Here is a 15,902-nt window from a genome sequence, read left to right on the forward strand (position 1 = left end):
ACACGCTTCTCCCTAGCAGAATCGCTTCACCGCCCCTAGTAAAAAGCCCAGAATTACTCCGATTGTTGCCTCAAATCTGCACCGGCAGGCGCGGTGGTTCAGGCGCCACCGTGCGCCGCCAATCCATCGCCTCGATCAGCAACGCGAACTGCGCCGGAGTCAGCACGACACCGCCCTCCAGCAACGGCGGCCAGACGAAACGATGCCGCTCCAGGCGCTTGGCGAAAAGGCACAGGCCCGTGCCGTCCCAGTGCAGCGCCTTCAGGTAATTGCCGCTCTTGCTGCGGAACAGGAAGACGTGACCGCCGTAAGGCTCGACCGCAAACAGCGGCCGTACCAGCGCTGCCAGGCCATCGAAGCCGAGCCGCATGCTGACCGGCTTGCTCGCGAGATAAATCTTCGTCCCCGGCGCCAGCGAGATCATGAGACATCCCGCAACGCACGCAGCACGCGTGCCAGCGCCTTCTCGTTGACATAGCTGTCCACTGAAAGGCGCGTGCCCCCGGGCAGGTCGATGTCTATCGAACCGGGCCGGGCACCTGGATAGGGGCGAACAAGTTCTTCCGCAGGTGTCGGCGTCAGGGGCGATGGAGGAGGTGTCGATAACGGCGGAGCCACAGGGCTACCGGTGCCTTCGGGCACAGTGCCATAGGAAATGAACTGGACCGGTTCGCTGGCAATCTTCTCTGCCTCCCGCCGCATCCGCCTCCAACCGTGGATCAGGCTCGGTGAAATCCCCAGCAGCTTCGCAACCCCCACGATTGTCGCGCCGGGCTCATCACACTTCGCCAGGATCGCCGCTCGTTCCTTGTCCGAGTATCGCCGCTGCCGCTCAACACCCGTGATGACCTCGATCCTGTCCAACGCACTCTCCTTACGCAGTGCCGAAGGACACTCCTGATGGAAAGCTCATCGCGACCGGGCACTATCGACGCAACACGGCCCAGACCGAGCGCTTACGGGTAAACCGATCAACCCGCTGTTAAATCACGCTTTTCAGATTTCCGCTTGGGGTTGCCGCGTCGGGAATATCGGCCCTCTCACGACCATCTTTGCTGGATCGTAGGGCCGCTGCAGCGAAACGATCTCGTCGTAGCTGCCGCGCAGCCAGGTCGTCACGTCACCTGGATCGAGGATGGTCACCATGGCCTTCGGGTGGATAGGCGCGACCAGTGCATTGGCATCGCAGGTCACCATGGTGAAGCCGTTGCCAGTCTCGGTCCTTTGCCAGAAGCCTCCAACGGCAAACGCCGGCTGGTCGGTGACTGCAAACCACATCTCGCCCTTAAGCGGCGGCTTGCCATCACCGAGATCGTGCTTTTCCGGCGTAAACTCGCAGAATTCGGTGAGCGGCACGATGCAGCGGTTTTCCGGCTTCTCCGCGAGCCGGCGCCATTGCGGCAGCGAGAGCTGGCGCACATTGGTCATCGGCCAGGCCGCCTTTCCGCCGAGCACGTCCCAGGTCATGATATCCCATCCGCGCATCTCGCCCTCTTCGCGGATCACATAGCTGCGTCCTTTCGGCCGCAATTCCTGCGGATCGAAGCGATTGTCACGCGGACGCTCGGTGAACAGGTGGGCGGCCGAGCCGAACAGGGTTTCCGGCTCACCGCGCATTCTGGCTCAATTGCACATGGCGGCCCTCTCCTCTGCCGTGGCTGTTGCCCGTACCGACCAAGCCTGCCCAATGACCCGCCCGGCACTCGAACCTATCATGCCTGCGGCAGTACCGTATATGGGCGGCGGCGCCGAAGACGCCGGTCACCGCCCGTAGTCCCTGACCCAATTCGTAACGCTTGCCTGCACGCCGCCAAAAAGGACGAGGAGGCCAGGGGTACGCGTTGTGGAGGCGGACGGCGGGCAATCGATATCGTGGCCTCAGTCCCGGAAGCGGCAGCGGCGTATTGGCGGCCGTCTGGACTTCGGGAGAAGCACTGTCCGATCACACCGCTTTCAATGCCGGGCCACATGAGCGGTTTGGGAAACGGTGCGGGATCGGGATCACGGCGAGGGAAAGAATTGATCCGCATTGCCTGCAATCCCGCTTGCGTCCGCGATGACAATGAACGAAACGAAACGCCCACAAAAAGAAATTCGGGCACGTAAATACGTCATGGCAGACCAAGCTCTACTTACGCTGGCGGCTGACATCGTCAGCGCGCATGTCAGCAATAATTCGATTCCCGCAGCGCAGCTTCCCCAGTTGATCGAGGCGGTTTACGGATCGCTGGCGTCCCTTGGACAAGCTCCTGCGCCGCAGCCGGAATCGCTTACACCCGCAGTCTCCGTGCGTGCTTCGGTAAAGCCGGATGGCATCGTCTGCCTCGAGTGCGGTAGCAAGTTCAAGACGATCAAGCGGCACCTCACCACCGACCACCAGCTTTCGGTCGAGGATTACCGGGCGCGCTGGAATCTGCCTGCGAGCTATCCGTTCGTCGCGGCGGAATATGCCGAGCGCCGGCGGGCGCTTGCAAAGGAGATCGGCCTCGGGCGCAAGAAGGGCGTGAAGGTCAAGGCCAAGAAGGCACACTCCGCAGTCGCCGATGCGGCACCCGACTCCGCCCCCGTTCCCAGCGACACGCCTGCAGACGCTGCTGCGCCTTCCGCGAGCGCGCCGGCCGATAAGGCTCCGACCAAGAAAGCCCCCGCGAAAACGGCGGCCACCGGCGGCAAGACTGCGAGAAAGCCGAAGTCGGCAACCAATGCGGCGCCGTCCGAATAACAGCGCGTACCTCGTCTGGAGTGCGGGCCGCAGTACTTTGCTCCCGCACTCCAGGCGCCAGCCGGAACCGAACTGCGCTTACCGATGGCCAAATCCGTCGGTGGGTAAATTTTTCCTATTGCATCAAAGGCATGACTTTCCAGAAGCGGTGCGCACCGATTGCACCAAAACCGGAAGCTACAGATGTCTGCCCCCACAACACCCACTCCGAGCGACACAAAAGCGCCGTTCTCCCTGACCAGTCTTCTGGGACTTCAGGAGCTGACACTCACGGCCCTGGTCCTAGGCGCGATCCACCTCCTCCTGGGTAGTACGGGCTATGCGTGGCTGAGTTATCTCGGCGTGCAGTACTACGACAGCTACGGACAGGGGTTCGGGCTTCCCGAAGGAACATTCAGCCTGCCAAGTACGAGATTGGCGACAAAAGGGCTGGAAATCGTGCTTGCATCGGCCGAGAGCACCAAGTTCTACGCGCTGGCGGTCCCTGCGATCTTGCTGGTGCTGATCGTGTATGGCTTCATCAAGCATCTCGTCGAAAAGTACAGCTCGGATCCGGAACGCGCGCGCAAGTTCTTCCACATCGAGCCCTCGCTGCGCGAAGTCTACGCCATGACCTTTCTCCTCGTCGCCATCATCACCGTTGGTATCGCGCTGAAAGCGGCGATGTTCACTTTCCCTGCGGCCGCTCGGGAACTTGGCGCCCAGCGCGCAAAGAATGAACGGAAGACTCTGAAATCCGACAACTGCCCTTGCGCGCTCTATGGTCCGGACGCCATCGAAGGCATCACGCTCGTCACCGACAGCAAGGCGGCTTTCATAGCGAGGCGCTCGGGCGGCGTCCTGCAGATCCCCCGCGCAGATTACCGGTATAGTCTCCCTGCGACGTCCGGCACTTCCGAGACCAGGATCAACGGCTCCAAAAACTGAAGCGACCATGCACAAATTGCGCGGAAAGTCTCCCAACCCGGGAAGCGCCGGGATCGAGAGGGATTATCGAGACGTCGCCGAATAGAGGACAGGAGCGTCCGCGAAGCGGTCGCATTTGTCAGCTTACGGACGATGACAATTCCTGAGAGATCGTTCCTATGGCCAAATCAACCCGGACCCTCGCCCGCGAGCAGGTCATCCAGGCGGCGGAGTCAGCGCAGGACGCATTGTCGGCCGCCGGCATCGCCTTCACGCCGCTCGATATCGTCAAGATTGCTGCCGATTATGCCGCCAAGCACGCCGTCCTCAGCACGCAGTTCGGGTCCTCCGAGTCCCAGCGGGACCTCGCCAAACAGTTCCGAAGTGAGTTCGTCCGGCGCATCACCTACTGGGAGGACATCTACTTAAACGGCGGCGAGCCGGTGCAGATTTCGAAAGATCCGCCGATCGCGGTACGCAGCATCGAGCTCGTCGACCTGATGCTTGCCCCTCCCGCGAAGAAGCGGGGGCGTCCGCGCCGGACTTGATCGGTTCAATTTTGTTCTATATATGTTCCGCCCTCAAGGACGGAGCGTATGGACAGCATCGATCAGATCCGCGACGCAGTCGCAAGCGAACTTGAAAGCCGGGGTCTCGACAACCGCAAGTTTCTAAGGGAAATCCGCAGCGGCAAGCGTGACGATGGTCCATACATGATCGGCGCTCTCGCAGCCGCGCGTCTGGTCCCCGGATCGACCAAGTCCCGCTAAGAGCCGCGCTCATTTCCTGCGCATCTTTCGGCGGGGTCTCATTTGCCAAGCAGGAGTTCCTTGTATCCCCCCAGCGCCATCTCGCGTGCTTGCCGCGCGAGGCGGCGAATGCGCGAGCGCAGGGAATCGGAGGGATCACCCCAGTCCTGTTCGACGACATCCCCGCCGACCATGGCGCAGGCGAGATCGCGAAGGCTGGCACCATCGCTCAATGCGTCATGGACGCGCAGCAACACGACACCTCGCGCGATAGCAGGGTCGCGGGGGTAGAGCATCTTTCCAAACCGACCGTGGCGATGGAGTGCCAGGAGTCGCTGGAGCGAGAGCACGCCTGGTTCGGCCCGGGTCACGCCATCGAAGCAAAAGCGCAACCGGACGGTGGAATGCCGGCTCAGGGATCCCGCGATCACGTCCAGCCTGATATGATGACTCCCGTCGGACAATACCGCGTGTTCGCCGCCTGAAGCGGTTGGAATCGCAGTCAGCCAAGGTCTGATCCTCTCGACATCGAGGCATCCCGCGTCGCCGGGCGTTCCTGGCCCCGCCTCGACGCTCAGTGTCGATGGATCGTGAAGGGCATGCCAGATTATCCGGGCCGAGAGACAATCCCGGTCCGGCTCTTCCGCGAAAGTGAAGCCCCCAATTCAACGGCTCTGACGAATGTCCGCCGGTGAGGAGAGAAGCTTTGGCGTGCCATGCAAGATAAGCTGGATCCCTGCGGAGCCATTCCCACATCAAACCCGTACGATCAGCCTTCTTTAGATATGCATAGGACTCAGCATCTTGCCAATTGGCAGAAACACCCACCCTCATTTGAACAAGGTGTCCGAGATGAATTTAGAAACGTGTTCGCAGGCAATTAACAAATTTTCACCGATATACGGACATTCTGTCCGAATTAGACCATTCCAGAGTGCACACATGGAATGATATGACACTTTTGCGACACAACCTGCCCGATGGCGGATTGAGAACCCGCTGGACGGCCACGAAGCAGGAAGGGCGATCGCCGGACCGACGGTGACAAGCAACGCCGCCGACGATCGCGAAGTCGAACATTGGGCACACGAATTTTGGCGCTCATGACGCACCTCGTGAGCATCTTCGAGACTATCGGCAGCATCGACGATCTGACCGAAGCTATGAGCGAAGCGACAGAGGAACTCGGTTTTCAGCGCTTTGCGCTCTCGCACCATGGGGGATTTCTGGATCCCGCGGGCGAGACTTTTCGGATTCACAATTATCCCGATCAGTGGGCGGAGTTCTACGACCAATTCGGTCTTGGTCTCAATGACCCCGTCCACCGGGCGAGCAACGTCACGAACCTGGGTTTCCGCTGGGAACGCATTCCCCATCTGATCCCGATGACGGAGGGGGATCGGCGCGTTCTTGCGATGGCGCGCGAACAGGGAATAGTCCACGGGTACACGGTTCCGGGCTATGTTCCGGGCGAATGGCGCGGATCGCTTTCCTTCGTGAATTCGGTCTCCGTTCCGATCTACGATCCAATTCTGCCGATCGTCCAGTCGATCGCCCTCTTCGCTTTCGATGCGGCGAGAGGACTGTGGCTCGGACGCGGGGCAAGCCGCCTGATCGAACCCGCAAGGCTCACCGATCGGCAGCGCGAGATCCTGGTCCTTGTCGCATGGGGCATGAACGATCGCGAGATCGCGAAATATCTCGGCCGTAGCGAGGAAACGATCGCGCTTCATGTCAGGAATGTTTGCGGACGATATGGAGTGAACAAGCGGACATTGGCGGTTATCCGGGCTCTGCTCGATGGAAACCTGACCTTCACCGATATCCTGCGGCGGTAACATACCCCTTTTCCGGTATGGCCTGGAACGGCCGTTCCGGATGACCCTTGGCACGTGACCGCGAATGGTCACGGCCAGGGAATGACCCCATGCTCAACGTCCAAAGCTACGAAAATCGCGAGGCTCCCGACGAGGCGCTGCGCGCCATGTGGGCGGCTCGCAAATCCGTCTTCGTCGACCTTTTGAAATGGGACCTGCCGGTACTTGCCGAGCGGTATGAACTCGATCAGTTCGACGACCCTTACGCCCGTTACGTCATTCTGGCCGGGCCAGATTGCGAACATTATGCTTCGGCCAGGCTATTGCCGACGACACGGCCGCATATCCTCGACAGCTTCTACGCCGAGTTTTGCGAGAACGAAGTGCCGCGCGGCGCCGCGATCAAGGAGATTACGCGCTTCTGCCTTGATCGGCGACTGTGCGCAGCCGAACGCCGCGAAGCGCGCGATGCGCTGATTTGCGCGCTTGTCGACCACGCGCTCATCAACGGGATCACCACTTACACCGCAATCGCATCCGCCGGCTGGTTCAAACAGGTGCTGCAGTTCGGATGGGACTGCCGTCCGCTCGGCCCTCCCCGTTTCAGTGGAAGTGAAATGCTCGCAGCGATCCGTATCGATATCGACCGCGACACACCTCACAAACTGGCGGCAGCCGGCATCACCACGAACCACCGCGGCTCCGACCGCGGGGCGAATTGAGGAGACCGCGATCATGGATCTTTTCTCCGAAGTCGCCCGCTACACCGCCGATCTCAGCGAGCACGGCTATTGCGTGATCGAGAACGCGCTTCCGGCCGAGACCATTGCCGCGCTCGATGATGACATCGCGCCTCGCTTCCATCGCACGCCGTTCTGTGAGGGCGGATTCTACGGCGCCACGACCAAGCGGTTCGGCCGGCTCCTCGCCCGCTCACCGCACGCCGAAACGCTAGTGCGCCACAGCCTCATCGTCTCGATAGTCGAGCAGATCCTGCTCCCCTGGTGTGATTGCATCCAGCTCAATACGACGCAGGCGATCGCCGTCCACGGCGGTGCGCCCGCACAACTGCCGCACCGTGACCAGGACATGTGGTCCGCGGCCAAGGGCACGGCCGAGTACCTTGTCAATGTGATGTGGCCACTTACACCGTTCACGGCCGAGAACGGCGCGACTTTGGTCTGGCCGCAAAGCCATGGCAGCGCCGCTCTCGATCCGGAACCGAGCGGCCACCCGGTTGCCGTCGAAATCCCGCCGGGCTCCGCGCTCCTATTCCTCGGCTCGACGCTGCACGGCGCAGGCAGCAACCGTACCAGCCAGGTTCGTCGCGGTATCATCGTCGGCTATTCGCTCGGCTGGCTCAAACCGTACGAAGCGCAGTGGCTCGCCTATCCACCTGGGATTGCGCGCAAGTTCGATCCCGAACTTGCCGCATTGGTGGGCTACCGCCAGCACCGGCCCAACCTCGGCAACTACGAAGGCCAGTGCCCCTCGATCCTGCTGGATGAGGACTACGATCTCGGCCGGCCGCTCGCCGCGATCGACGCGCTCCGGCCCGATCAGCAAGCGCTGATCGACAATCGCACCGCCGTGCAGGGAGGCGCGTCATGAACGCAGGCGCGACATCGGACCGGATCTACGAGCACATCCGGCTTCTCATAACCCGCCGCGATATGCGTCCCGGTTTCCGCCTCGACCCCAAAGCGATCGCCAAGGATCTGGAAGCCAGCGCCACTCCGGTTCGCGAGGCGCTCAATCGCCTCGTCGGCGAGGGCATGGTGGAAACATTGGTCCCAGGCGGCTTCTTCGTTATCACCCTCGATGAGCCGGCGTTGCGCGATCTCTATACCTGGTCACGCACGCTCATCGGTCTTTCGCTGCGATCCGGAACGCTCGCGGGACGCGATCCCGCCAGGCTCGGCCGGGGCGACGATTATCCGGATCGCGTGGCAAGCCTTCTCACGGACCTCGTCTACAGTTCGAACAACTCGCAGTACCGCATCGCCATGCGGCGCCTCAATGCGAACCTTCATGCGATTCGTCATATCGAGTCTGACCTGCTGGAAGATGTCGACGGGGAATTCGAAGAACTCAAAATTGCGCTTACCGAGGTTCCAGGAGACTCAATCGGCAAAGTTTTGAAGTCTTATCATCAACGCCGCCATCGCTCGGCTTTTGAGCTTATTCGTCGATGGAGACGCTTTAAACCATACGAATAGCAACACTTGCCTTCACGAAGATCGATATACCGACAGTCAATAAACGCATTTAACGCGCGAGAGTCGATATATTCTCGATATAGAGTCACTATATATTTCGTATATCGCTAGCTCATTCGTAGGCTTCTTCTGCTGCCAATCCCGGCAGCTTGTTGAAGGAGCAAAGACGATGGACCGTGAAAACACGCCGATCGAACTCGGCACCGCCAGCACCGAAACCAAGGGCGTGCAGCCCAACGATCTCGATGTCGGCATCGGCAGCCCGCAGGCAGGCCTGTCGGACGACTGAGTCCAAGGTGGCGCGCAGCTCAGGCTGCGCGCCACTTTTTCAAGATCATCGGGCCAACGTGTCTGGAGACGATCATGTCGGGTCACGGACTTCGCCGCGGCGTGAGCTTCTGCGCCATTGGCGAGCGATACATCTTCCTCGATCTCGAGGCGGATCGCTACTTCTGCCTGCCCCAGCCCCTCGACCGCCAGTTTCACCGGCTCGCCGAAACTGGCGAGGTGGAAACCCCGGTCAGGCAGGCACTGCAACGCATCGGCGTTCTGTCGATGGGGCATGGCTATCCGCTGACGGCCTGCACGCGCCGCACCCCCATCACTGCAAGTGCGCAGGCGCAGGATGGTGCGTCTGCATCCGTTTCACGCCTTGCGCCGCTGGGCACCGCGCGGGCGCTTGCAAACAGGTCCCTGTGGAACCGACGGGTCCGTACGAGAGCCCTTGCCGCAAACATCGCGGACGTCATCAGCAGACGCGAAAACCTGCAGCCCGCACATGATGCGGCCGCCGCGCTGCAAGGTGTTGCCAGCGCTTATCGCCACGCCGGCCTCATCCGATCGCCCCGAGGGCGCTGCCTACCCACTTCGATGGCGCTCATGACCGATCTTGCCAAAGCCGGCGTTTGCGCCCGGATGGTCATGGGCGTGCAGTTGGGGCCATTCAGTGCGCATTGCTGGGTGGAAGTGGGTTCGGGCCTCGTATGCGAGGATGCCGGAACTGTCGCTCCCTATGTCCCGATCCTGGTCGTATGATGGGACGCTATCTCGCTGTGATTGGCACGCCGGATCGGCCGATCCCCGATCGCGAGGCCATTGCCGAGGGCGCGCGTACGGCCGGTCTGGAAATCTGCCACAGCGACGCGCGCCTCTTTGTTGCGGTCTCGGCGGCACTGACTCATCATCATCTCGGCGAGGATCGCGGCATGGTGATTGGCGAGGTCTTCTCGCGCGGCACCAACCTCGCCAGCTCGGCAGAAAGCATCGGTCGTATGCTGGCGGAGCGGCCGGTCGATGCGGACCACCTCGTCACCCGGTTCTGGGGCAACTACGTCGCATTGCTGCGCACACCCGGAAGCGGCGAGATCACGGTCCTTCGCGCGCCGTTCGGCAAACTGCCTTGCCTCTATGGCTTCAAGGACGGGATGAGGATAGCGGCATCTGATGTCGCCGCGCTCGCAATTGCCGGCGTTGGCGTGGGCAATCCTGACGCCCGCGCACTTGCCGAGCGGCTGGCGTTCCCGGGTCTCCCTGGACAGGGCACGTGCCTGACGGGGATCGGCAACCTGCCGGGCGGCGCGGCACTGCTGATCGGGCCTGGCGGCGCATCCACGGGAGAAGCCTGGTCCCCCTGGCCCCATGCTGAGCGCGCCCAGTGGTACGAGACCATGGAGCAGGCACAGCATGAAGTTCGCAGCGCGATTTACCAGGCGCTCCGCGCTCTCAGGGGAGATGCGGCGAAGACGCTCCTCATGCTCTCGGGCGGTATCGACTCGTCGATCCTCGCCGCTTGCCTGTCGTCGCTTGGCGGCGAATATCGCTGCGCCAACTTCGTCCATGAGGACAGCTCCGGCGACGAGCGCAACTGGGCCCGGATGGTCGCGCGGCACCTCGGCTGCCAGCTCGAAGAATTCGATTTTCCGCTGAGCGCTGTCGACGTCACGCGGTCCGAAAGCGCGGACTTGCCGTTCCCCGGCTCGCGGGTCTTCATGCAGGGGACGAATGCAGCGCTCGCCAGCGCAGCCAACGCAATTGGCGCCGACCTCACTCTCGATGGCGGGGGCGGCGACAACGTGTTCCTTGCTCTCAATTCGGTGGCGCCAGTCACCGATGCCTTGCGCCATGCCGACACTTACGAAACGGTGTGGTCGTGCGCGAGGACAGTTGCCGCGCTCGGACAGGCCGGCGCGCTCGAAGTGCTGTGGCGCGCTGCACGCCGCCGGTTCCGGCGATCCGCCACGTTTCGGTGGAGGCCTGACCTTGCCCTTCTTGCCCCTGATGCAATCGCCAATCTGGCATCGCAGGCACCGCACGCATGGCTCAGCGCCCCCGGCAAGGCAGAGCATGGCACAGCCGCCCACGTGGCGGTCATCGCCGCTGCTCAGGGATGGGCGGAAGATTGCGACCTGCTCAGTCCGGTCCGGCATATCAGTCCGCTCGCCAGTCAGCCGGTCGTCGAGGCATGCCTTCGGGTTCCAAGCTGGTGGTGGTTCCGCGATGGCCGCAGCCGGATCATCGCCCGGGACGCTTTCGCCGACCGCTTGCCGAGGGAGATCGTCATGCGGCAATCGAAGGGATCGCCCGAAAGCTTCGTCGCCGACGTCTACTGCAAGAACCGCGAAACCGTGCGATCGATGCTGCTCGACGGTAACCTGCGGCGGCTCGGCCTCATCGATAGCGATGCGGTCGAACGCGCCACAAGCGACACGGGGCCAATCAGGGACACCGCCCACAGGCGTCTGCTCCAACTCTCACAGGTCGAGGCCTGGCTTGCGGCCCAGCGCCCTCAATCCTGAGGGCGCTGAGCTGCCTCCCTCTCCTTGGCGAGTTCCTGCCAGTGCGCATATTGCGCGGCCTTGGCGGGATCGGGATCGATCCTGCCTTGGAGCCAGAATGCAAACCAGTCGAGATTGCGCCGATAGACGGCCAGCCGCTGCGCGGGCTGATACTTGAAGTGATAGGCGTCCGGGAAAACGAACATGTCGGCCGCCTTGTGCTGCTCCCGGAGCGCGGCAAAGACATCGATCCCGCCAAGATATTCACGATCGGCCACCTGCATCAGCAGCGGGGTGTCGGTAGCGGCCGCGCTCTGCACGATCGAGCCCGGTGCCCAGAATGTGCGGTCGTCGGCAGTGAGCGCGCCCCAGCCCTGCTCCTGCATATGCGCCGCAAATGCCGGTCCGTAACCCACATTGACCGCCCACGGCTCGAGACAACAGGTGCTCATCGAAGCGGCGGCGAACTGATGGCTGTTGATCATCGCAAACTGCACGGTGCTCGACCCGTCGCTTAGCCCACTGATGCCGATCCGCTTCGGATCGGCGATGCCCATGGCGATCACCTTGTCGACGCCGCGGTCGATGGCCGACTGGACCTCGCGCCGCCAGGCCCAGTTCCGTATCCCGTCACCCTGTACTTTCTTGATCGTATCGAGGCCCGGATTGTCGTCGGCGACGGCGCGCGGCTTGTTGAAGCTCAGCACCGCAAACCCCGCCGCCGCAAAGGCATGGATGGGATATTCGTCGCCCATCGCGCCGCGCAGGAAGCCGTTGCTCATATAGGTGGTGACGATCAGCGGCAGCCGCGTTCCGGGGCGATAATCGGGCGGCAACACGAGATCGCCGCGCACTTCGGCGCCCTGGTCGTTACGCCATTCGAGACGCTGGACCTGCCCGAACCGGATGCCCAGGAACTCCGGATTCGGGTCGAAAACGTCGCGCATCGCCCCGGTTGCGGGATCGATCCGCACAACCCTCTGCGGTGCGGTCGCCCGCTCATAGAGGCAGACAAGTCCGTCCGGCGCCATCGCACAGTTGCTGACAAGATCTCTCGTTCTGAGCAGCTGACGCGGCGCGCCCTCGCCCGGCACCCAGCGATAGAGCGCGCTGTCACCGCGCGCCCAGCCTTCGCGCCGAAGGTAGATCAGGGCCCTCCCATCCCCCGTCCACCACATGCTGTCGATCGAACCGCGACAGGCATCCGCATTGCAATCGATCGGGGCGCCGCCGGGCGCGTGGACCGAGAGGAGCAGCGGACTGACCGGATTGGCAGAACTCCGGTGGGTCTCCGCCAGCAACCCCTCGGCGCTTGCTGCTCGAGGCGGCGGCTCGACCTTGCCGATCATGTCTGGCGGAAGGAGCGCCGCCTCTTCCGGACTGGCCGAACGCTCCTCGCCCGTGAGCGGATCGACGACATAAGCGGTCCAGGGAATGGCCGCGTCGGGCATCGGCTTGTTCGACATGATCGGCACGTAGCGGGTATCGTAGTGAAATCCGGTCAGCCCCTCCTTCGCAAAGGCCGCCCTCTCCTCCACTTGCCCTCGGCGCCCGGCGTAGACGATCGTCTTGCCATCGCGGCTCCATGCCAGCGCTTCGACATCCACCGGGGAATGCGTGATCTGCCGTGCCTGTCCCGAAGCGGCATTGGCGACCCAGACTTGCGTGAGGTCATTGTCCCGGCGAAGCCAGGCAATCGACTTGCCGTCGGGCGACCAATGCGGCGTGATCGTCAGCGGATATCCGATGCCCCAGATCCGCTTTCGGTACTCGTTGGAAACGAGCGCGAGCTGGCCGCCCCTGTCGAGCAGCCGGGGCGGACTTCGACCCGCCACATCCACAACCGCAAGCCCGACACAATGGCTGTTGGTTGCGGGATCGGCGCGGGTGATGACGAAAGCCAGCTGGCGACCGTCTGGCGAGACGGCAAGTGCCGACGGGGCCGGAACTACGGCCTCGAGCGGCCCGATCTGCCGGAGCCGGACCAGATCCTCGGGCGTGATGTCGCGCTTGGGCCCAGCTGACCGCACGACCGGCGGCAGGAGATCCGAGCACCGGTCTGCGGCGGCAGCCGGAGTGGCGATCGAAAGCCCCAACACGGCGCTCGCCAATGCGAGTACGGAAGAAGTCGTCGTTACCATTTCTTGACGACCTCGAGAGCCAGGAAGCGCCCCACCGGGGAGTAGTTTGTCGAATCGTAGGGCGTATCGGCCCAGGTCGTGGTGGTGATCTGGGCTGGCATCGCATTGAAGAGGTTGTTCGCCGACACCCCGACTTCGAGACCATCGAGCACGCTGCCTTCGCGAATGAAGCGATAGCGCGCCGAGAGGTCGAGCGTGGTCATGCCGTGCACCTTGTCCGGCGGACTTGCACGCGTATCGACGACCCCGCCGATATAGCTGAGCGTTCCTGTCAGGCGCCACGAACCGTCATCCCAGCTTGCCGCTGCCCGTCCGCGCCAGTGCGGCGGATTGTAGAGATAGCCTGCGAGAGTTCTCGATCGGCTGGCCGTCCGAGAGTTGGCGCTCACTGACAAGATAAGTGGCATTGAGATCGAACGCGGCTGTGCCTCCCGCCAGCTTGGCCGAATACTGCGCTAGCGCGTCAATGCCGTGAACGGTCTGGCGGCCGGCATTGACCTTGCGGTTGTCGATGATGGCAACGACCTGCGAGGGATCGTACGCCCCCGTCGTGAAGTTGTAGAACTGGTCGACACCGGAAATGATGCTCGCCTGCTGGGAAGCGCTCGGGTTCAAGGTGACTTGCTGCGCGTAGATCGGATTGGACAGCGATTGCGCCGTCAGTGTGATCGGGGTGACGACGCGGTTCACGTAGTTCGTGGAAAAATAGGTCACTTCGAACCTCGCGCCTGCGAGCGCAGCGGGATGGAACGAGGCCGTCGCCGACCAGCTCCTCGCCCGTTCGGGCTTCAGGTCCTGATTGCCGCCACCAAGCAGGATGGCAGTCGCACTCGCCGGATAGCCGATTCCGCCCAGGCGCGAGGCGGCGTAAAGGCTGGCGGTCTGGGCACCGTACTGATCATAGAAGCTCGGCGCGCGGAACGAGCGCCCCCATGTAGCCTTGAGCTCCAGCGCGTCCACCGGCGCATAGATAAGCCCCAGCTTGGGCGTCGTGATCTGGCCGACCGTATCGTAATCCTCGTGACGCAGCGCTCCGCTCAGTGACAGCTTGCGAACCAGGGGAACGCCAAGATCGGGACTGATGAGCGGCAGGTTGAGCTCCCCGAAGACATAGCGGGCCGTCTCGCTCGGTTTCGCATTCTGGTAATTTCCCGGCCCCGCATAGATCTCGAAACCGTTGTCGCGGATGCCCAGCCCCGCCGCGATCCGGGCATCGCCGCCGGGCAGGTGGAACACCGGACCCGAGGCCGCAAGTTCGCCGGTGGTCGACCGATTGCGGTAGCGCTTTGCGGACGTGAGCCCCGTGACATCGCTATAGACGTATTCGGCCAGAAGGTCGTTGCGCCCCTTGCCGTATGTCCCGGCTGCCGTGACGTCCCAGTGACCGAGCCGGTAGTGAAGCGCACCGGCCAGCGCGAGCGAGTAGGAATTGTAGGACTGGTCGACACGGCTGACATGCGGATCGGAGGCCGCATTGAGCGGATAAGTGAGCGAACCTGTTCGCTCGTTGTAGAGAACGTCGCCTTCAAAGGTGAGGCCAGTCACCAGATCCTGATGCACGTGCGCCGCCACGGCGTGGCGCTGGCTTGCAGGCAGCAGCGTCATGTTCGGGTGCGAGACCGTACTGTCGCGCTGATTCGAATTGAGCTCCGTGTTGCGGTTGTATTCGTAAGTCACGAACATGCCGCCGCCGTTCCAGCGATGTCCTGCAAGCACCCCGTAAAGCTGCTGGAAATCACCGCCCTCGGTTGCGCCGCCAATGCGGGCGCGGGTCTGCAGGCCTTCGTAGTCCTGCCTCAGGATCACGTTCACCACGCCGCCGACAGCATCAGACCCGTAGATCGCCGAAGATCCATCGGCGACGACTTCGATACGGTCGACTGCGGCAAGCGGAATCGCCGAGATATCAACGCCCTGTAGCGCCGTGTCGTAGGGAAGCCGCCTGCCGTTGAGTATGGTCAGCGTCGCGTCGCTGCCGAGCCCTCTCAAGTTGACGGTCGAACCGCCACCGGCATTTGCGCCCGCCGAAGCCGGGACGTTGAGGCCGATCCCGGGATTTTGCCCGCCGCCGAAGCTCTGCGGAATATTGCGTGCAGCATCGCCAAGGTCGCCGAAGCCGGAATCCTGAAGCGTCTGGTTGCCAAGGACGATGACCTGGGAAGCGACCTCGGTGCCGCGCAGTCTCGTACCGGTCACGACGATATCGTCGCCCCCAGCAGCACTCTCCTTGCCGCCGCGCGCCGCGCCGCGGACGACATAACCGTTGCCCGCAGCCTCCGCTTTCAGACCTGAACCTGCGAGAAGACGGTCAAGAGCTTGCTCGAGCGTGAAGGTTCCATGCAGAGCGGGAGCGCGCCTCGCGGCAACGCTCCCGTCATCCGCAAGGACCGTCCGGCCCGAGAGCAGCGCAAGAGCCCTAAGCGAATCCGCCAGGCGCTGCTCTGGCAAATCGACGGATAGTTGCACAGTTTGCTGCGCTATTGCGACCGAAGGGCAGGCTACAAATGCGACAAGTGACGTCGACGCCAGCCAAAGCGTGACCGAATATGCTCTCTTTTCCATTTTTTTGTTTCC

19 protein-coding genes are annotated in these 15,902 nt (G+C 62.7%); 11 read left to right on the top strand and 8 right to left on the bottom strand.

From position 1 onward, the window contains the following. Window positions 1-70: 70 nt before the first annotated feature. The 3 genes from tnpB to WBP06_RS25250 form a co-directional block, all read right to left on the bottom strand. A complete protein-coding gene (gene tnpB / locus WBP06_RS25240) occupies window positions 71-424 on the bottom strand; it encodes an IS66 family insertion sequence element accessory protein TnpB (RefSeq protein WP_395335103.1) in 354 nt (117 codons plus the stop codon). Beyond that, complete coding sequence (gene tnpA / locus WBP06_RS25245) at window positions 421-864, bottom strand: IS66-like element accessory protein TnpA (RefSeq protein WP_395335101.1); 444 nt, start codon at window positions 862-864, stop codon at window positions 421-423. The genes tnpB and tnpA overlap by 4 nt, the downstream gene beginning before the upstream one ends. Before the next feature lie 132 nt (window positions 865-996). Next, the gene (locus tag WBP06_RS25250) at window positions 997-1,617 is read right to left on the bottom strand and encodes an SOS response-associated peptidase family protein (RefSeq protein WP_395335138.1); all 621 of its coding nucleotides are present in this window, start codon (window positions 1,615-1,617) and stop codon (window positions 997-999) included. Between the two features lie 445 nt (window positions 1,618-2,062). On the opposite strand from WBP06_RS25250, the gene WBP06_RS25255 reads away from it, so the two are divergent. The 4 genes from WBP06_RS25255 to WBP06_RS25270 all read left to right on the top strand — a co-directional run bounded on the left by WBP06_RS25255 (window position 2,063) and on the right by WBP06_RS25270 (window position 4,398). Further along, window positions 2,063-2,722 (top strand): MucR family transcriptional regulator, encoded by a 660-nt coding sequence (locus tag WBP06_RS25255; protein WP_395335140.1) that lies wholly within the window; start codon window positions 2,063-2,065, stop codon window positions 2,720-2,722. Between the two features lie 183 nt (window positions 2,723-2,905). Beyond that, window positions 2,906-3,649 carry a hypothetical protein gene (locus tag WBP06_RS25260; protein ID WP_395335142.1) on the top strand — a complete coding sequence of 248 codons (744 nt, stop codon included), beginning with the start codon at window positions 2,906-2,908 and terminating at the stop codon, window positions 3,647-3,649. A gap of 158 nt (window positions 3,650-3,807) precedes the next feature. Further along, entirely contained in the window at window positions 3,808-4,176 is a 369-nt protein-coding gene (locus WBP06_RS25265) for a hypothetical protein (protein ID WP_395335144.1), read from the top strand. A 48-nt stretch (window positions 4,177-4,224) separates the two neighbouring features. Then, the gene (locus tag WBP06_RS25270; RefSeq protein WP_395335146.1) at window positions 4,225-4,398 is read left to right on the top strand and encodes a hypothetical protein; all 174 of its coding nucleotides are present in this window, start codon (window positions 4,225-4,227) and stop codon (window positions 4,396-4,398) included. A gap of 38 nt (window positions 4,399-4,436) precedes the next feature. On the opposite strand, the gene WBP06_RS25275 is transcribed toward WBP06_RS25270, so the two are convergent. Further along, complete coding sequence (locus WBP06_RS25275) at window positions 4,437-4,727, bottom strand: DNA -binding domain-containing protein (protein WP_395335148.1); 291 nt, start codon at window positions 4,725-4,727, stop codon at window positions 4,437-4,439. After that, window positions 4,615-5,211 (bottom strand): transcriptional regulator domain-containing protein, encoded by a 597-nt coding sequence (locus WBP06_RS25280; protein WP_395335150.1) that lies wholly within the window; start codon window positions 5,209-5,211, stop codon window positions 4,615-4,617. Before WBP06_RS25280 ends, WBP06_RS25275 begins: the two co-directional genes overlap by 113 nt. Before the next feature lie 269 nt (window positions 5,212-5,480). Here WBP06_RS25280 and WBP06_RS25285 point away from each other — a divergent pair, with 269 nt between their 5' ends. The 7 genes from WBP06_RS25285 to WBP06_RS25315 all read left to right on the top strand — a co-directional run bounded on the left by WBP06_RS25285 (window position 5,481) and on the right by WBP06_RS25315 (window position 11,208). Next, window positions 5,481-6,215 carry a LuxR family transcriptional regulator gene (locus WBP06_RS25285; protein WP_395335153.1) on the top strand — a complete coding sequence of 245 codons (735 nt, stop codon included), beginning with the start codon at window positions 5,481-5,483 and terminating at the stop codon, window positions 6,213-6,215. An 89-nt stretch (window positions 6,216-6,304) separates the two neighbouring features. Next, on the top strand, window positions 6,305-6,916 hold the full coding sequence (locus WBP06_RS25290; protein WP_395335155.1) for an acyl-homoserine-lactone synthase: 612 nt from the start codon (window positions 6,305-6,307) through the stop codon (window positions 6,914-6,916). 13 nt (window positions 6,917-6,929) lie between these two features. Beyond that, a complete protein-coding gene (locus WBP06_RS25295; RefSeq protein ID WP_395335157.1) occupies window positions 6,930-7,805 on the top strand; it encodes a phytanoyl-CoA dioxygenase family protein in 876 nt (291 codons plus the stop codon). Then, entirely contained in the window at window positions 7,802-8,413 is a 612-nt protein-coding gene (locus tag WBP06_RS25300; RefSeq protein ID WP_395335160.1) for a GntR family transcriptional regulator, read from the top strand. The genes WBP06_RS25295 and WBP06_RS25300 overlap by 4 nt, the downstream gene beginning before the upstream one ends. Before the next feature lie 169 nt (window positions 8,414-8,582). Further along, window positions 8,583-8,702 carry a benenodin family lasso peptide gene (locus tag WBP06_RS25305; protein ID WP_132392713.1) on the top strand — a complete coding sequence of 40 codons (120 nt, stop codon included), beginning with the start codon at window positions 8,583-8,585 and terminating at the stop codon, window positions 8,700-8,702. A gap of 74 nt (window positions 8,703-8,776) precedes the next feature. Further along, entirely contained in the window at window positions 8,777-9,448 is a 672-nt protein-coding gene (locus WBP06_RS25310) for a lasso peptide biosynthesis B2 protein (RefSeq protein WP_395335164.1), read from the top strand. Further along, window positions 9,448-11,208, top strand: a complete 1,761-nt coding sequence (locus tag WBP06_RS25315; RefSeq protein ID WP_395335167.1) for an asparagine synthase-related protein — start codon at window positions 9,448-9,450, stop codon at window positions 11,206-11,208. Before WBP06_RS25310 ends, WBP06_RS25315 begins: the two co-directional genes overlap by 1 nt. On the opposite strand, the gene WBP06_RS25320 is transcribed toward WBP06_RS25315, so the two are convergent. From WBP06_RS25320 to WBP06_RS25330, 3 genes are read right to left on the bottom strand one after another with little or no spacing between them, the layout of a single operon-like run. Beyond that, on the bottom strand, window positions 11,199-13,328 hold the full coding sequence (locus WBP06_RS25320; RefSeq protein WP_395335169.1) for an Atxe2 family lasso peptide isopeptidase: 2,130 nt from the start codon (window positions 13,326-13,328) through the stop codon (window positions 11,199-11,201). The genes WBP06_RS25315 and WBP06_RS25320 overlap by 10 nt on opposite strands. Further along, window positions 13,322-13,735 (bottom strand): TonB-dependent receptor domain-containing protein, encoded by a 414-nt coding sequence (locus WBP06_RS25325; RefSeq protein WP_395335171.1) that lies wholly within the window; start codon window positions 13,733-13,735, stop codon window positions 13,322-13,324. Before WBP06_RS25325 ends, WBP06_RS25320 begins: the two co-directional genes overlap by 7 nt. Further along, window positions 13,617-15,890 carry a TonB-dependent receptor domain-containing protein gene (locus WBP06_RS25330; protein ID WP_395335173.1) on the bottom strand — a complete coding sequence of 758 codons (2,274 nt, stop codon included), beginning with the start codon at window positions 15,888-15,890 and terminating at the stop codon, window positions 13,617-13,619. Before WBP06_RS25330 ends, WBP06_RS25325 begins: the two co-directional genes overlap by 119 nt. Window positions 15,891-15,902: the final 12 nt, after the last annotated feature.

It is taken from the genome of Novosphingobium mississippiense, assembly GCF_044029535.1.
In the GTDB taxonomy this organism is placed as follows: domain Bacteria; phylum Pseudomonadota; class Alphaproteobacteria; order Sphingomonadales; family Sphingomonadaceae; genus Novosphingobium.

Excerpts from the sequence above, each read along its gene's own strand:
- tnpB (WP_395335103.1), bottom strand. The coding sequence starts at position 424 with ATGATCTCGCTGGCGCCGGGGACGAAGATTTATCTCGCGAGCAAGCCG.
- WBP06_RS25250 (WP_395335138.1), bottom strand. The coding sequence starts at position 1,617 with ATGCGCGGTGAGCCGGAAACCCTGTTCGGCTCGGCCGCCCACCTGTTC.
- WBP06_RS25255 (WP_395335140.1), top strand. The coding sequence starts at position 2,063 with ATGAACGAAACGAAACGCCCACAAAAAGAAATTCGGGCACGTAAATAC.
- WBP06_RS25260 (WP_395335142.1), top strand. The coding sequence starts at position 2,906 with ATGTCTGCCCCCACAACACCCACTCCGAGCGACACAAAAGCGCCGTTC.
- WBP06_RS25265 (WP_395335144.1), top strand. The coding sequence starts at position 3,808 with ATGGCCAAATCAACCCGGACCCTCGCCCGCGAGCAGGTCATCCAGGCG.
- WBP06_RS25270 (WP_395335146.1), top strand. The coding sequence starts at position 4,225 with ATGGACAGCATCGATCAGATCCGCGACGCAGTCGCAAGCGAACTTGAA.
- WBP06_RS25280 (WP_395335150.1), bottom strand. The coding sequence starts at position 5,211 with ATGAGGGTGGGTGTTTCTGCCAATTGGCAAGATGCTGAGTCCTATGCA.
- WBP06_RS25285 (WP_395335153.1), top strand. The coding sequence starts at position 5,481 with ATGACGCACCTCGTGAGCATCTTCGAGACTATCGGCAGCATCGACGAT.
- WBP06_RS25290 (WP_395335155.1), top strand. The coding sequence starts at position 6,305 with ATGCTCAACGTCCAAAGCTACGAAAATCGCGAGGCTCCCGACGAGGCG.
- WBP06_RS25295 (WP_395335157.1), top strand. The coding sequence starts at position 6,930 with ATGGATCTTTTCTCCGAAGTCGCCCGCTACACCGCCGATCTCAGCGAG.
- WBP06_RS25300 (WP_395335160.1), top strand. The coding sequence starts at position 7,802 with ATGAACGCAGGCGCGACATCGGACCGGATCTACGAGCACATCCGGCTT.
- WBP06_RS25305 (WP_132392713.1), top strand. The coding sequence starts at position 8,583 with ATGGACCGTGAAAACACGCCGATCGAACTCGGCACCGCCAGCACCGAA.
- WBP06_RS25310 (WP_395335164.1), top strand. The coding sequence starts at position 8,777 with ATGTCGGGTCACGGACTTCGCCGCGGCGTGAGCTTCTGCGCCATTGGC.
- WBP06_RS25315 (WP_395335167.1), top strand. The coding sequence starts at position 9,448 with ATGGGACGCTATCTCGCTGTGATTGGCACGCCGGATCGGCCGATCCCC.
- WBP06_RS25320 (WP_395335169.1), bottom strand. The coding sequence starts at position 13,328 with ATGGTAACGACGACTTCTTCCGTACTCGCATTGGCGAGCGCCGTGTTG.
- WBP06_RS25325 (WP_395335171.1), bottom strand. The coding sequence starts at position 13,735 with ATGCCACTTATCTTGTCAGTGAGCGCCAACTCTCGGACGGCCAGCCGA.
- WBP06_RS25330 (WP_395335173.1), bottom strand. The coding sequence starts at position 15,890 with ATGGAAAAGAGAGCATATTCGGTCACGCTTTGGCTGGCGTCGACGTCA.